This window comes from Flammeovirga yaeyamensis, from assembly GCF_018736045.1.
Lineage (GTDB): Bacteria > Bacteroidota > Bacteroidia > Cytophagales > Flammeovirgaceae > Flammeovirga > Flammeovirga yaeyamensis.
In genome coordinates this window covers 640541-655263 of the sequence record NZ_CP076132.1, presented here as the reverse complement: position 1 = coordinate 655263, position 14723 = coordinate 640541, and the positions used below count along the sequence as shown (strand labels likewise).

Here is a 14723-nt window from a genome sequence, read left to right as displayed (position 1 = left end):
AAAAAAACAGGTAGAATTCACTCCTACCTGTCTCTAATATCATATGATTTAACGATTAAAGAATTACTTCTTTGTCGTAATGTTCTTCTACATCAGAAAGAATATTTAATACTTCTTCGTGAGTCATCGCTTCCACCAAACGCGTTCTGAATGGCTTGAAGTGTGTGATCCCTTTAAAGTAAGCCGTATAGTGTCTTCTCATTTCGAAGATACCAGTACGGTCACCCTTCCACTCTACTGAGAAGTTCAAGTGGCGTTTTAAAGTATTGATTCTTTCTTCTAATGTTGGAGCATCTAAAATCTCTCCTGTTTCCATGAAATGTTTGATCTCACGGAAGATCCATGGATAACCAATCGATGCACGACCGATCATAATACCATCAACATCATATTTATTTTTGTACTCCAAAGCTTTTTGAGGTGAATCGATATCACCATTACCGAAAATTGGAATATGAATGTCTGGGTGATTTTTCACCTCAGCAATTTTCGTCCAATCGGCCACTCCTTTATACATTTGTTGACGCGTTCTACCGTGAATAGTTAAAGCTTGCACCCCCACATCTTGAAGACGTTTGGCTACTTCAACAATTCTAATAGTACTATCGTCCCAACCTAATCTAGTTTTTACAGTGACTGGCTTTTTTACTTGCTTCACAATTTCTTCAGTCATGCTCTGCATTTTGTCGATATCCAACAAAATACCAGCACCTGCACCTTTGCCAGCTACTTTTTTAACAGGACATCCGTAATTGATATCGATCATTTCTGGATTTGCTTCTTCTGCAATCGCTGCAGCTTCACGCATAGATTCTATCTTTTCCCCAAAAATCTGAATACCAATGGGACGTTCGTAATCGTATATATCTAATTTTTGACGGCTTTTTGCTGCATCACGAATCAACCCTTCGGCAGAGATGAATTCTGTGTACATCAAATCTGCTCCATTTTCTTTACAAACTGCTCTAAAAGGAGGATCACTTACATCTTCCATTGGAGCCAGTAGCAAAGGAAAGTTTTTTATTTCTACGTCACCTATTTTTACCACGAGATGAAATCAATTTAAATGTTTAGCAATTATTGTAGTAAATACTCTTAAAGAAAAAAGTATCTTTGCTACAATATACAACTAGTTTTATACAACGCAGGTTCGTAAATCACTCTTAATAAGGCTGTTTGCTAACAACTATTAGGAAGTTACCCTGCTGTTGATAACTGCAAAGTTACATAAAGTTAATGATAGAGCATACAAATCAGCCTTCACAATTAAGTTCCCTTATCAAGTTATTGGGTATTTTTGTAGCAATTCTCTGTTTTACCTTAATTGGTCAAGCAGCAGTTGTGGCACTTTTAGCACCATTACATAATTACGATGCAATGGATGCTATCAATAGTTTACAAAGATTTGATAACCGTTTTGAACTACTCTTAGCTCAAGGAATTTCTGCCATTTTTACTTTTATATTGGGACCTTTAGCCTTTGGGTGGAAATTTGATCGATCTTTTATCAAACAATTAAGACGACCATCAATCGATAAGCAACAATATTTATTAGCCATCATTATAATGGCGATATTTCTACCATTAGGTGGATTGATATTGTACTGGAATCAAAATATTCAATTTCCAGAATCAATGTCTGCTCTAGAAGGTTGGTTCAAATCCAAAGAAATACATTTGGCTGAAGTCACTGCATATATTGTAGATTTTGATAGTTTTTGGGAATTCTTATTTGGATTAGTAGTTATAGCACTATTAGCTGGTATTGGAGAGGAGATCGTTTTTAGAGGTTTTATTCAACGATATTTTGAGGGAATATTCCAAAATGTCCATGCGGGCATTTGGTTATCTGCCTTCTTTTTTTCTTTTATACATTTACAATTTTATGGCTTCTTTGTGAGATTACTGATGGGGGTATTACTAGGATATTTATTCCTTTGGTCAGGTAGAAGTTTATATCCTTGTATATTAGCTCATATTACTAATAACGCAATTACAGTAATTAGTGTATATTTGAACAAAGAAGAGTATCTTCCCGAAATGAGAGATCCTTTTTCTGCAGAAGCACCAGAATGGTATATAGTAGCCATATTCACAGTCCTGGCTTTTGGGCTTTTGTATTATTATAAAAATATTGGAAGTAAATTACGAAACACATAAAAACCTATAGTATATGTCAAAGTGGGTAAAAGTATATTCGACTGATCAAGTCTATAAAGCTGAGATCGTAAAATCAACTTTAGAAGATAGAGGTGTCCCTGCTGTTATATTAGATAAAAGAGATTCGTCTTACAACGATTTCGGATTAAGAGAAGTAATGGTTGACGAGTCGAAGAAAGAAGAAGCTGAAACTATAATAAAACAAGATGTTGAACTTAAATAAACGATCTGAACTTACACAAAGAGTTATTGTAGGATTTTTAGGAGGTGTAGGTATGATCGGAGCAATCTATTATGGAGCATGGACATACTTTGCCTTGTTCTTAGTAATTAGTATTGCCACAATTTTAGAATTCTATAAACTTTTAAGGTTAGAGGAACACCTACCTTTAAGAACTTACGGTACTTCATTAGGTATTTTAATCTACTGTCTTACATTCTTTATCGAACTTGATATTATCTCGATGAAATGGATGTATTTAGTTTTTGTCGGATTTACTTCGGCATATCTGATTAAGCTTTACAATAAAGCAGACAAACAACCTTTTAAAAACCTTGCGTATACATTCCTAGGGGTAATGTATTGCTCTGTCCCTTTTGCATTAATCCATACCTACGTATTTTTTGATACACAGTACCACTATGAGATCTTAATTGGTGCTATGCTTATCTTATGGGCCAACGATTCTGGGGCATATTTTTCAGGAAAAACATTTGGCCGTAGAAAATTATTCGAAAGAATCTCACCAAAGAAAACTTGGGAAGGCAGTATTGGAGGTGCAGCTTTAGCGGTAACAGTTAGTTTAGTATTTTCTCACTTTTATACCTCTTTGGAAGCGTGGAGATGGGTAACCATAGCCATTATAATAGTGGTAACAGGTACTTACGGTGATCTCGTAGAATCCCTATTCAAAAGAAGTATGAGCATCAAAGATTCGGGTACGACATTACCTGGTCATGGTGGTTTTCTAGATAGATTTGATGGTTTATTATTATCTGCTCCATTTATTGCAGCATTTTTAAGAATATTCCCACCAAATTTTTAAAATTTATCGCTAAATATTTGGAAGTAATAAAACATTCCTACATATTTGCACCCGCTATCACGAACAGATAGCACATAGAGAGTTGGCAGAGTGGTCGAATGCGGTGGTCTTGAAAACCATTGTACCGCGAGGTACCGGGGGTTCGAATCCCTCACTCTCTGCAAACAATAAGGCTTCAGAAGAAATTCTGAAGCCTTTTTTATTATACTATTTTTACTCTACAAATATTTAATCTATCTATATATCAATTAATTACAATAAACTTTAAAAATAATCCATAAATTACTTGTACTGTAAGATATAATCCCACATATTTGCACCCGCTATCACGAACAGATAGCACATAGAGAGTTGGCAGAGTGGTCGAATGCGGTGGTCTTGAAAACCATTGTACCGCGAGGTACCGGGGGTTCGAATCCCTCACTCTCTGCAAACAATAAGGCTTCAGAAAAAATTCTGAAGCCTTTTTTGTTGTGCTGTTTTTTTTAACTGATCCTACTCCAATTAGTCACCGACTTTTTCACTAACAAGGATTGTTGATGTTTAATAATCTGATGTTCCTCTTTTGTCAGATCAGGATCTTCATCCAATATCTTTTCAGCCAATCCTCTTACATATTGTAATAAAGCAGCATCATGTCCTATATCTGCATGTCTTAAATCAAGTACTCCGCTTTGCTGTGTACCCTCGATATCACCTGGTCCACGAAGTTTTAAATCAGCATCCGCTATTTTAAAGCCATCTGTGGTATCTACCATGGTTTGAATCCTCACTTTACCATCCTTAGAAAGCTTATCCTTTGTCATCAACACACAATAAGATTGTTCTGCTCCTCTACCCACACGTCCTCTTAACTGATGCAATTGTGCTAACCCAAACTTCTCTGCATTTTCAATCACCATAATAGACGCATTAGGAACATTCACGCCTACCTCAATTACTGTGGTAGCCACCATAATTTGAGTTTTATTATCAGCGAAACGTTGCATTTCTGCATCTTTATCTGCTGGCTTCATGCGACCGTGAACTATACTTACTTTATAATCGGGAAATGCTCTTGATACCGCTTCATAACCCTCTTCCAGATTTTTATAATCCAAGGTTTCCGATTCTTCAATCAATGGATAAACAATATAGGCTTGTCTTCCCAACTCTACTTGCTCTCTGATAAAGCCAAATACTCTCAATCTCCCTTTATCAAACTTATGCCATGTGATAATAGGTTTACGACCTGCAGGCAATTGATCAATAATTGATACTTCCAAATCACCATACACCGTCATGGCCAATGTTCTTGGAATAGGTGTAGCTGTCATCACCAACATATGAGGCTTGGCTTTACTTTTCTTTTTCCATAAGGCAGCTCTTTGTGCTACTCCAAAGCGATGCTGTTCATCGATGACACAAAGACCCAAATTATAAAAATCGACCTTATCTTCAATTAATGCATGAGTTCCTACGATAATCTTTAATGATCCATCCCTAAGGGTTTCGTCAATACGTCTACGATCTTTTGTTTTTGATGATCCTGTGAGCAATTCTATGGTGACACCCATCGCATCTGCAAAAGGCTTGAGACCATTGTAGTGCTGCTGAGAAAGAATTTCTGTTGGTGCCATTAATGCAGACTGAGCATCATTATCCAAGGCCATCAACATACACATAAAAGCCACAATGGTTTTACCAGAACCTACATCTCCTTGAAGAAGACGATTCATCTGGAAACCACTTTTCATATCATTATAGATCTCTCGAACCACTCTTTTCTGAGCATCGGTGAGATCAAAAGGCAAATGCTCTTTATAGAATATATTGAAGGTGGGAATCTGACCAAAAACCTGTCCCCTAAACTTGTCTGTTTTCTTTCCGACTTTAGAGGCGATGATCTTTAATTGAAGAAAGAACAACTCCTCAAATTTTAATCGTTTTTTAGCTTGTTCTAATGTATTCAGATCTTTTGGAAAGTGCGTCCAAGCCACCGCCAATCCTTTTGAGATTAATTGATTTTCTTCTATCAAATAATTGGGTAGCGTTTCTGATATATCGTGATAGACTTTTTCTAGAAGTGTTCGGGTAATTTTAGCCAAATTTCGGCTATCCATCCCTTTGTTCTTCATTTTATCAGTAGTATGATATACTGGCTGTAAGCCACCCGTTTTTGGTTTAGGTGCACTTGGATCGTATTCTTCCATTTCAGGATGTGCAATCGACAACTTGTAACCATATCGTTGAGGTTTTCCATAGACCACATACCACGCCCCAACTTTCAGTTTCTTCTCTATCCATTTTGCACCTTTGAACCAAACCAATTCTAGTTCTCCGGTTTCATCAGAAATAAACCCAGCCAAACGTTTTGACCGACCATCTCCAACACTTTGCAAATTTGTTAGTCTTCCTATTATTTGAACGTAAGCAGAATCGTCAATCACTTCATTGATTTTATAAAAACGAGTTCTATCCTCATGTCGAAAGGGGTATTGTTCCAATAAATCACCAAAAGTGTACACTCCTAACTCTTTATTTAGAAGCTCAGCCCTCATGGCTCCCACCCCTTTTAAGTACTCAATTTTAGTATCAAAAATATTTTTCACTGAAAATGATTAAATTTTTATACATTTTATTCGATAGTCAATATCCCGAAATTAGTGTATTCTGATGAATTCTATTAATTTTAAAAAAAGGCTTTTTAAAAGAGTTCCCAAGAAATATTAATTTTAGATAAATTATTGCTTCAAAACTTCAGTTTTTGGCAAAAATTAAAGCACCCTTTAATTTTCTTATAACTCATATTCATCCAATATACTGTTCTAAATATGCGACAAGCTATTGTCTTCATACTAATTACATTATTTTTTTTCAGTCAAAATATCTATTCACAAACTCCTGAATTAGATAGTTGGAGAGAAAAAACTCGTTCTACTGTTTTTTATAAAATGGAAGTTAGAGAGCGTGGAATTTACAGGGTAAGTAGTGATATTTTACAAGCTGCTGGCTATCCTGTTAGTTCTGTAAACCCAGATGATATTAGAATATATAGAAGAGGTGTAGAGATAGCTATTCATGTAGTTAAATCAGGTAATCAATTAAATTACGTTGAATTTTATGGTGATAGAAATGATGGTGGATCAGACGCTGATTTCTTTTTAGATCCCAATGACCATATCAACCCCTACGAACCTATTTATTCTAGAACAGCTGTTTATTTTATATCTGCTGGTGATGTTCCATCAGAAACGACTCCTCCCAAAAGAATTGCAACTTCTACATATACTAACGCAGGAGCTACGATACCTACCAATCATTATTATACTGAAACTTACAGGGGAGTACCTGTAAACGGAAGCCCAGTACAAGTACCTTTCGGATCACTAAGAACTTCCTATTGTAGGGGTCATTCGGCTGATAATTTTTCTTTTAGTGATAATCGAAATAAATTCAATTCCAATTTTGACTCTCCACGTTCTTGGACCACTTATAATAACAATAATGTCACTGGTATCATGTCTTTTCAGTTACCGACAGTTGATTTAGCTGACTCGTTTAATGATGCTACTATTGAGATGCGTATTATTAATTATGCTACTCGAAGTGCCAATATCAATATTACCACAGATAATGGAGATGGCAATATCACTACTAAACAAAATAATATTGGTGTAAATCGTTATGAGGCAACAGGAGTACTTTCTTACACTTTAACAGACAGTGAGTTTGGATCGAGTAACTTCACTAGAATAGAACTACAAGATTCTAGAGAAGGATCAAATAATACGGATAGAAATCAGTTGGGGATGGCGTATATTAATTTAACCTATCCTCAAAAACATGATCAAATAAATAGCACAGAAAATAGGGTATTCCATTTATTCACTACTCAAGATTATAAATTATCAGTTGATGAAAACACCAACGGACGTTTTTATGACATCACTGATAATTATACTCCAATCCTTCTTCGAACAACTACTTCAAGCGGTAAAACAGAAGCGACACTTCAAGCCAATAGTGGAGCAAAAAAAGAAATTATTTTTTCTGCAGGAACAAGTGTACCTTCTAATATAAGTGAGGCTGAATTTGAGTTTACAAACAACAATTTGAGTTCTAATTACCTCATGATCACTCATAGTGATTTAATCTCTGCTGCCTCTACTTACGCTAACTATAGAAGATCTCCTGAAGGTGGTAGTAACTCCGTTTCATTAGTAGATATTGATAAATTATACAATACGTTTTCTTGGGGAGAACAAAGTCCTTTGGCTATAAGAAATTGTATCAAACTGCTGCATCAAAACAACTTAGAGTTCATCCTTCTTTTAGGAAAGGGGTTAGATTTAAATTATGATCCTTATGAAACATCAAACATTAGTGGAGAAAGAGCAGTACATTATATTCCTGCTTATGGTTTCCCAGGTTCTGATGTGGCCTATACCATGAATTTAGAAGATGAAAATGATGTTGTTCAAACCTATCCACAAATACCAATCGGCAGGATGTCGGCTATCAATAATCAACAACTTCTTGATTACCTCAACAAGGTTATTGAACACGAAAGTTTAAATTTTGATGTTCTTTGGCGAAAAAAAGCATTGCATTTAAGTGGTGGTGCTACTCAAAGTCAGCAAATAGATTTTAAAGAAATTGTCAATCGATACGCTTCTATTTTTGTCGATACTCTAGAAGGAGGTACAGTAGAAACAATAAGTAGAGAAACAGATGGTTCTATCGAGTTTATTGATGTTTCAGACATTGTTAATGAAGGAATTGGTTTAATGACTTTCTTTGGACACTCTTCTTCAGAATCTGCAGATATTGATATTGGAGAAGCAAGTGATCCAACAAAAGGATATGAAAATCAAGGTAAATATCCATTTATTGTAATGAGTGGCTGTGGAGGAGGAAACTACCTTACTCATAGTAAATCTTGGGGGGAAGATTGGATAGAAACACCTAATAAAGGCGGAATAGGCTTTATGGCCAAATCTGGCATTGGTAGTGCCAATGAATTAGAAGATTATGGTGATCAGTTCTATATTAATAGCTTTCAAAAATCGATCGGAGATCATATTGGAGTTCATATAAATAAAGTGCAAAAAGCTTTATTAGAGGAATATTCAAATAGATTAAGGCTTTCACATATAGAGCAATTCGATATGCAAGGCGATCCTTATGTTAAGATTGCTCCTGCTCAAGTAGATTTTGCAGTTTCATCAGAAGAAATCTCTATCATTCCAGAAAGTAATACACTTAATGAAAGTGATGATTTTTATAAACTCAGAATTAAGGTAAATAATTTTGGTAGGACTTCTGACAAAGAAAACATTTATATTCAAGTCAACAGGAGATATGCCAACGGTCAATTATCAAATAATGTTTTTGTAAGCGAAGCAATTCAAGCACCTAAAAACAATACAGAAGCACTCATTACCGTAACCAACTCAGCAGAAGATAAAATACTTGGCTTTGGTAATAATGAAATCATTGTTACAGTTGGTGATTCTATAGGAGCTGATGGATCAGTTTTAATTACTCAAAACGAAATCTCTGAAATAAATAACACAGCGACGCTTAGTGCTCAGTTTTATGCTAATAAAGTCAACTTTATCTATCCTCAAAAGTTATCTGTATCGCATGAAAATAATGTAAATCTTTATGCTTACGACTATAGCTTGGATAAACAACAAAGAGGAGTAAGATTCCAAGCATCTTTAGATAGTGGTTTTACAATGGTATTTGCTGAAGAAATTGTAGAGGATAGACAATTATTTAAATGGAATTTGCCTGTTGCTTCATTAGCCGATTCAGCCGTGGTTTATGTTAGAATTAGACCTTCTACCAACTCCAATGAAATATGGGATATCATGTCTTTTACAAAAATAAGTAATAGTAGTGGACATGGATGGATGCAAAGCTCTATTTACCAAATGGAACAAAATAATATCTCTGGAGTTACTTTAACTGGAAACGAAAAGGATTTAACATGGACATACCCTACCGATGATGTTATTGTAAATGTACAAGCCGGTGGAGGAACTTATAACAGTGGTGAATTTTATCAAGTATCTGTCAATGGACAAACTTTCTTAGTTGAAGGAGAATGTGTAAGAAGTGGAGAGGGAGGAGACAAGCTATTATTCTTAGTTTTTGATCAAAATAGCGGTGAATTTAAAGGGGCTCAAGAACGAAATTGGGGAACTTTACAATGTGGTTCTGGTATGCCTGCCGTTGCCGTAATGTTTAATTCTACAGATTTTAGAGGTGGTAATATTTGCTGTGGAGATCCATATACTCGAAACGGTCCTCATGCATTATTCATTGACCCAACTTATAAATTTGAGTCAATTGAACCTGGAGATTATGTTCTAACAATAATGGCCGGATCATTTGATTTCCAAACGAATAATATACCTGCTGATGGTACTCCTCAAAAAGATGCATACGATCTACACCTTACCGCATTTACTGAAATAGGATTAGACCTTACAGAAATGCAAAGTAGTTTAACTCAGCCCGGCTTAGCTTTTATTGGTTGGAGTAGATTCCAAATGGCTAGTACTACTTCTCAGACGTTTTATGCAACTGCAACAAATCAATTGTTAAATGAATCTTTTACTATAAGAAGAAATATTAGTACTGCAACAGTATTGACTCCACCAATAGGACCTTCATCTTTGTTTTCTAGATATTGGTTAAATGTAGAAACAGATGCCAATGATATTATATCAACTACCGTATTTGGTTTAACAAGAGATGCTAATAACCAAATTATTTCAACAGATTCTATTTACAATTATGCTGGTGTCTCACCATCAAATGGCTTTGATTTATCAAGAATTGCTGCCATTAAAAATTATGAGGAGATTTCATTGAAATTAGAAATGACAGATGCAAGTGCTACCCCTACTTCAGCACAACTACGAAATTGGAGGGTAGCTTATGAACCAAGCCCTGAAGGAGTTTTATTATTGACTGATAATCTCACAAAGAAAGAGATTCAACAAGGAGAAATACTCACCTATAATTATGAGTTTCATAATGTAAGTACTAGCCCATTCAAGGATAGTATTATGGTAGAAATTGAATTTTCCCCTCTAAATAATCAATTTTCTACTTTCAGAGATACTATCGGAATCCAACAATTACCAGGAAACTCTTCTCAACCAATAAGTTTAGAAATTGATACTTGGAATAGAGACAATCCAAGTAAACGATTTAGTGGAGAAACAGAAATATCAACTCACGTTAACCCAGATAGGTCTACTCACGAAATTATCTACAGTAATAACAATGCAAATGAAAGAGTCAATGTATTAAAGGACTCCTTAAACCCGCTCATCGAAATATTATTTGATGGTGCAAGAATCATAAGTGGAGATATTGTGAGTCCTAGTTCTAAAGTAAATATTAGTCTTCAAGACGAGAATAACCACATTAATCTAAATGATAACTTCTTTAGGTATAATGGCACCGATACAACTACTTTACTCCAAGCATTTATACAAAAGCAAGGAGAAGATCAAACCTATACCATCAATTTAAACACTATTGGTTTCGATAATGTAGGAAGTAGTAACCATATTATGACAGACTTTAATATTAATGATGTTGTAGACCCCACTCTTTTAGATACAGATGGGACTTTATCTTCTGGTAGATATACTATTGAAGTATTTGGATCTGATCCAACAGGCAATGGATCTGGATATGATAGAACAGATGAACAAGGGTATAAATTAAGAGTTGATTTCGAAATTGTAAAAGAAGCAGCAATTACCAACTTCTATCCTTACCCTAATCCATTTTCTGATGCTGTTCGTTTTGTTTTCCAAATTACAGGTACTTCAGTTCCTGAAGATTTAAAAATTCAAATCATGACTGTGACAGGTAGAGTTGTTAAAGAAATCTTCAAAGACGAATTAGGGCCTATAAGAATAGGTACAAATATTTCGGATTATGCCTGGGATGGGAGAGATGAATTTGGAGATCAATTAGCCAATGGAGTGTATCTGTATAGAGTGATCATTCCACAAAAGGACAATGGAGACTTTAAACATTTAGAGAGAAATGGTGATAACTTGTTCAAACATCAAATTGGTAAATTATATTTACTGAAGTAAAAAATCACAAGGAATATTCACTCCTGTTTTTTGAGGGAGTTGATGATATAATTTGCTGTTTTTTATAGCTCTTGAACAAGGATAAAGCATCCATAAACTTAAAATAGATATAAAAAATATTTTCCTTTTATTCTTTATTTGTAGATCTATTCTTCGGAATAAATAGCACATAATAAAACAAAAAACAGGATACAAAGGTGTTAGAAAACGTTCCATTTCTTGGTGTCCATCACCTGCTTTTTTTAAGAATATTGTCACTATATATAATATCACATATCCTATGAAAACAAAAGAAAAAAGCTTGATCTTTTGTTCTCCTTTAATCAATCCAAAATAGAAAATAACAAATAATAGAATTACTCCAGCCAATAAAAAAGAATCATGAAAAACAGGAAGAAGGTACCTGCTTGTCACCAAAAAGTAATCGTAAAGAACAGTTCCTAAAAAGGATATATCAAATGTAGCTTCCTCTCTTTCTGACATTCCTCCTAGAGATTGAGAGAACCACAAAACAAATGGTAGCAACCCAATCAAATAATGCACTAAAAGTTTTTTATAATTTTTAATCACCACATCAGTATAAAAAAGAACGCTACCTGATAATATTAAAATAATAATGTATAAACCTGCTATTCTTTGCAATGGCAAAAGAGCAGCTGATATAGTTGCTATTATCAAATAATTATTTTTTGATGTACTCAAAAACTTTAAGTAATTAATAAGTAAAAGGCTCGTAAGAAATACAAACACACATTCTGACCACACAAATTTCTCGCACAATAAAAAACCTGTTGATGTCGAAAGTAAAATACTTAATACAATAGTAAATTTAATTTCAGAGTAAGTAGATCTAAATATTCTTATCCACAATATGATACTTCCTAAAATAGAGAAATAGTGTAAAAGAATAATATTTAGTTCATTTAAACCTACCCATGATAAAATAACAGAATATAGAGGTGGCCAAATTGTATTTTCATTACCAAAGACATCTAAAAAAACACCTTTTGACTCCCAACTTATTGCAGAAGCTAAATATGTACAGGAATCATTTGTTAATGACACACCTGTTTGTAATGCTATAATAAATAGAGGTGTAAAAAATAGAATTGCCGTTATAGCTCCTATATTTTTTTTCAAAAAGTTTTCTATCATTAAAATAAATGTTTGTCCTTTATCACCTAGATTGCTCTATGGATACAAAAATATAATCATTCAATTCTTATTATTAAGGCAATCTACTAATTTTGTAAATAGCAACACTTTTTCAACTCCAAATAGTAACTAGGGAATCCAACATTTTTTAATGAATTTACTAAACAAAAACAGTTTCGGTACTGACCTAAAAATACAATTAGGAGGGTTTATCTTCCTGATACTATTTCTTTTCCTAAATTTTCATCAGATTATTTTTCACCCGAATAGCTTCTTACTATGTGACATTGGAGTTGATGGTATAAAAAATTATTATTTATATGCTTGGGTCGCAAAATTTGGCAATGCTAATGCCATGAACTATCCTTTTGGAGAAGTAATCTTATTTAGTGATTCTGTACCCATATTATCTTACAGTATTTATCTATTAAAATCTATAGGAATAGACCTAAACACCTATTCTGTTGGCATCTTACACTATAGTATGCTGATATGTTTCCCAATCTGTTATTTTGGTTGTATCAAATTGTTTAAGCACTTCAATTGTGATCCCATAATTAGTGTATTAGGGGCATTACTTATTACTTTAGGCAACCCCGTAAACAGTAGAATACTTCTACATTTTGGCTTATTCTACATTATCATTTCTCCCCTACTTATTTATTTTATTTTTAAATATACTTCTACGGCCCACTGGAAATATTTGATATACATTTCCCTATTCAATTTAATAGGATATTTTGCTCATGGATATACAGGAACACTTTGGGCAGCAACAACATTATGTATTTTTCTAGGTTTATTTATTCTCTCCAACTATTCAAAAAAGACAATTGCTATTGGTTTTACTTCATTTTTAATTCCTACAATTATTTATTATTTCTCTGTTCGTTTATCAGATGATCATTTATGGAGAACGAAACACTTTACGATTCTATATGATTTTGCCATATCATCAAAAAATATTTTTGATAAACTACTTTTCAAAAACCTTTATCTATTTGATAGTCTTCAGTTAAGGTTTTATTTCTGGATTTTTTTAGCAATAAGTCTAATCCTATTTATTAGAAATCTTTATATCAAAAAAGAGATTGATGTTTCTGTTTATATTTTAACAATTAGCAGTCTTCTCTTTTTCGGATATGGACTTACTTTATTTATAAGATTTGATTTCTTATTTAAAATATTACCACCACTAGAACAAATTAGAGATTTGTTACGTTTTGGCTGGATTTTCTATATTCTTATTCTAATAGGGATGCTTATTTTCCTCCATCAAAATCTCAATAAATGGATTATATATTCAATTTTAATCTTAGGCATTTCTGAATGTTATTTTTATCATAAAGATATTATGAAAGAAAGCTTGATGAAGGAAAATATATTTTCAGAAAATAAATATGAACTTGATACAGAAAATATTGAAGTCTTATACGCTGTTTTCAATAGTAACAGTATAAGTGATAAAGATCCAAAAAACCGATTTGCAAGAGAATTATTATACTCTCTTTCTTATCATTTTGGTATTCCAAGCTTAAATACCTATTACTCCCGTTTATCGTTTGAAGAGGCTCATTATACCGACCAATTACTTTTACCTTCCATAGAATATAGTGAGCAATTGTTTTCAAAAATCAATTGGGAAAAGAATGTACTCGTCATCACTGTGGATTCTTTATTTGCACCTCATTGGAAAAATATTTCATCAGTTAAGACCGATTTAATGTACACTGTTCCAATAAGTGACTTTTTACCTCCAAAATCTTCTTTAAATCAACTTAGAGAGAATAGTATTCTCACTCTTAAAAAAGTAGATTCTCTTTTCATCGAAAATAACGAACAATTGATAATCGCGACAAAAGCAAATCAAGATTTAATGACTATAGAAATCGATTCTCTAGTTCTTGGACAAAATTACGAAATGAGTATCTGGAACTATAACTACCATCAAGACAGTTTGAATTATAATCGATTAAAAATATATCAAAACGATAAAATGATAGGCTATAATGGTAGTCCTGAGAGATATTCGGTTTTAGCGAATAAATGGGGTGTGCTAAACATTCCTTTTACACCAATTGATAACTCCAAGATTGTATTAAAAGTGACAAGGCCTATTAGTAAATCTCCTTACTACTATGATAAACTATTTCACATCACTTATGAACAAAAAGATAGAGAACAACCGCTAATATTCTCTGAAATCAATATATACAAAAAATGAGGTAAGCCGACTAACAACTTACCT

General features: G+C 33.6%; 8 protein-coding genes and 2 tRNA genes. 7 read left to right on the top strand and 3 right to left on the bottom strand.

What is annotated here, in order from left to right:
* Positions 1-55 precede the first annotated feature (55 nt).
* Positions 56-1048, bottom strand: a complete 993-nt coding sequence (gene dusB / locus KMW28_RS02625; protein ID WP_169665013.1) for a tRNA dihydrouridine synthase DusB — start codon at positions 1046-1048, stop codon at positions 56-58.
* A gap of 188 nt (positions 1049-1236) precedes the next feature.
* Here dusB and KMW28_RS02620 point away from each other — a divergent pair, with 188 nt between their 5' ends.
* The 5 genes from KMW28_RS02620 (at position 1237) to KMW28_RS02600 (ending at position 3636) form a co-directional block, all read left to right on the top strand.
* Positions 1237-2160 carry a CPBP family intramembrane glutamic endopeptidase gene (locus KMW28_RS02620; RefSeq protein ID WP_169665014.1) on the top strand — a complete coding sequence of 308 codons (924 nt, stop codon included), beginning with the start codon at positions 1237-1239 and terminating at the stop codon, positions 2158-2160.
* Between the two features lie 13 nt (positions 2161-2173).
* Positions 2174-2383, top strand: coding sequence for a putative signal transducing protein (locus KMW28_RS02615; protein WP_066210352.1), 210 nt, complete (start codon positions 2174-2176; stop codon positions 2381-2383).
* On the top strand, positions 2367-3206 hold the full coding sequence (locus tag KMW28_RS02610; protein WP_066210355.1) for a phosphatidate cytidylyltransferase: 840 nt from the start codon (positions 2367-2369) through the stop codon (positions 3204-3206). The genes KMW28_RS02615 and KMW28_RS02610 overlap by 17 nt, the downstream gene beginning before the upstream one ends.
* Positions 3207-3282: 76 nt before the next feature.
* A tRNA-Ser gene (locus KMW28_RS02605) sits at positions 3283-3367 on the top strand.
* Between the two features lie 184 nt (positions 3368-3551).
* Positions 3552-3636: transfer RNA gene (locus KMW28_RS02600), tRNA-Ser, on the top strand.
* A 55-nt stretch (positions 3637-3691) separates the two neighbouring features.
* Here the strand turns inward: KMW28_RS02600 and recG are convergent.
* Positions 3692-5797, bottom strand: a complete 2106-nt coding sequence (gene recG, locus KMW28_RS02595; RefSeq protein WP_169665015.1) for an ATP-dependent DNA helicase RecG — start codon at positions 5795-5797, stop codon at positions 3692-3694.
* A gap of 222 nt (positions 5798-6019) precedes the next feature.
* On the opposite strand from recG, the gene porU2 reads away from it, so the two are divergent.
* Complete coding sequence (porU2, locus tag KMW28_RS02590) at positions 6020-11320, top strand: putative type IX secretion system sortase PorU2 (RefSeq protein ID WP_169665016.1); 5301 nt, start codon at positions 6020-6022, stop codon at positions 11318-11320.
* Here porU2 and KMW28_RS02585 read toward each other — a convergent pair.
* Positions 11309-12475 (bottom strand): hypothetical protein, encoded by a 1167-nt coding sequence (locus KMW28_RS02585; RefSeq protein WP_169665017.1) that lies wholly within the window; start codon positions 12473-12475, stop codon positions 11309-11311. The genes porU2 and KMW28_RS02585 overlap by 12 nt on opposite strands.
* A 151-nt stretch (positions 12476-12626) precedes the next feature.
* Here KMW28_RS02585 and KMW28_RS02580 point away from each other — a divergent pair, with 151 nt between their 5' ends.
* Positions 12627-14699, top strand: a complete 2073-nt coding sequence (locus KMW28_RS02580; RefSeq protein ID WP_169665018.1) for a hypothetical protein — start codon at positions 12627-12629, stop codon at positions 14697-14699.
* Positions 14700-14723 lie beyond the last annotated feature (24 nt).

What these genes read in the sequence shown, in the direction of transcription:
- porU2 (WP_169665016.1), top strand. Translation starts at nt 6,020, where the DNA reads ATGCGACAAGCTATTGTCTTCATACTAATTACATTATTTTTTTTCAGT.
- KMW28_RS02620 (WP_169665014.1), top strand. Translation starts at nt 1,237, where the DNA reads ATGATAGAGCATACAAATCAGCCTTCACAATTAAGTTCCCTTATCAAG.
- KMW28_RS02585 (WP_169665017.1), bottom strand. Translation starts at nt 12,475, where the DNA reads ATGATAGAAAACTTTTTGAAAAAAAATATAGGAGCTATAACGGCAATT.
- KMW28_RS02580 (WP_169665018.1), top strand. Translation starts at nt 12,627, where the DNA reads ATGAATTTACTAAACAAAAACAGTTTCGGTACTGACCTAAAAATACAA.
- KMW28_RS02610 (WP_066210355.1), top strand. Translation starts at nt 2,367, where the DNA reads ATGTTGAACTTAAATAAACGATCTGAACTTACACAAAGAGTTATTGTA.
- KMW28_RS02615 (WP_066210352.1), top strand. Translation starts at nt 2,174, where the DNA reads ATGTCAAAGTGGGTAAAAGTATATTCGACTGATCAAGTCTATAAAGCT.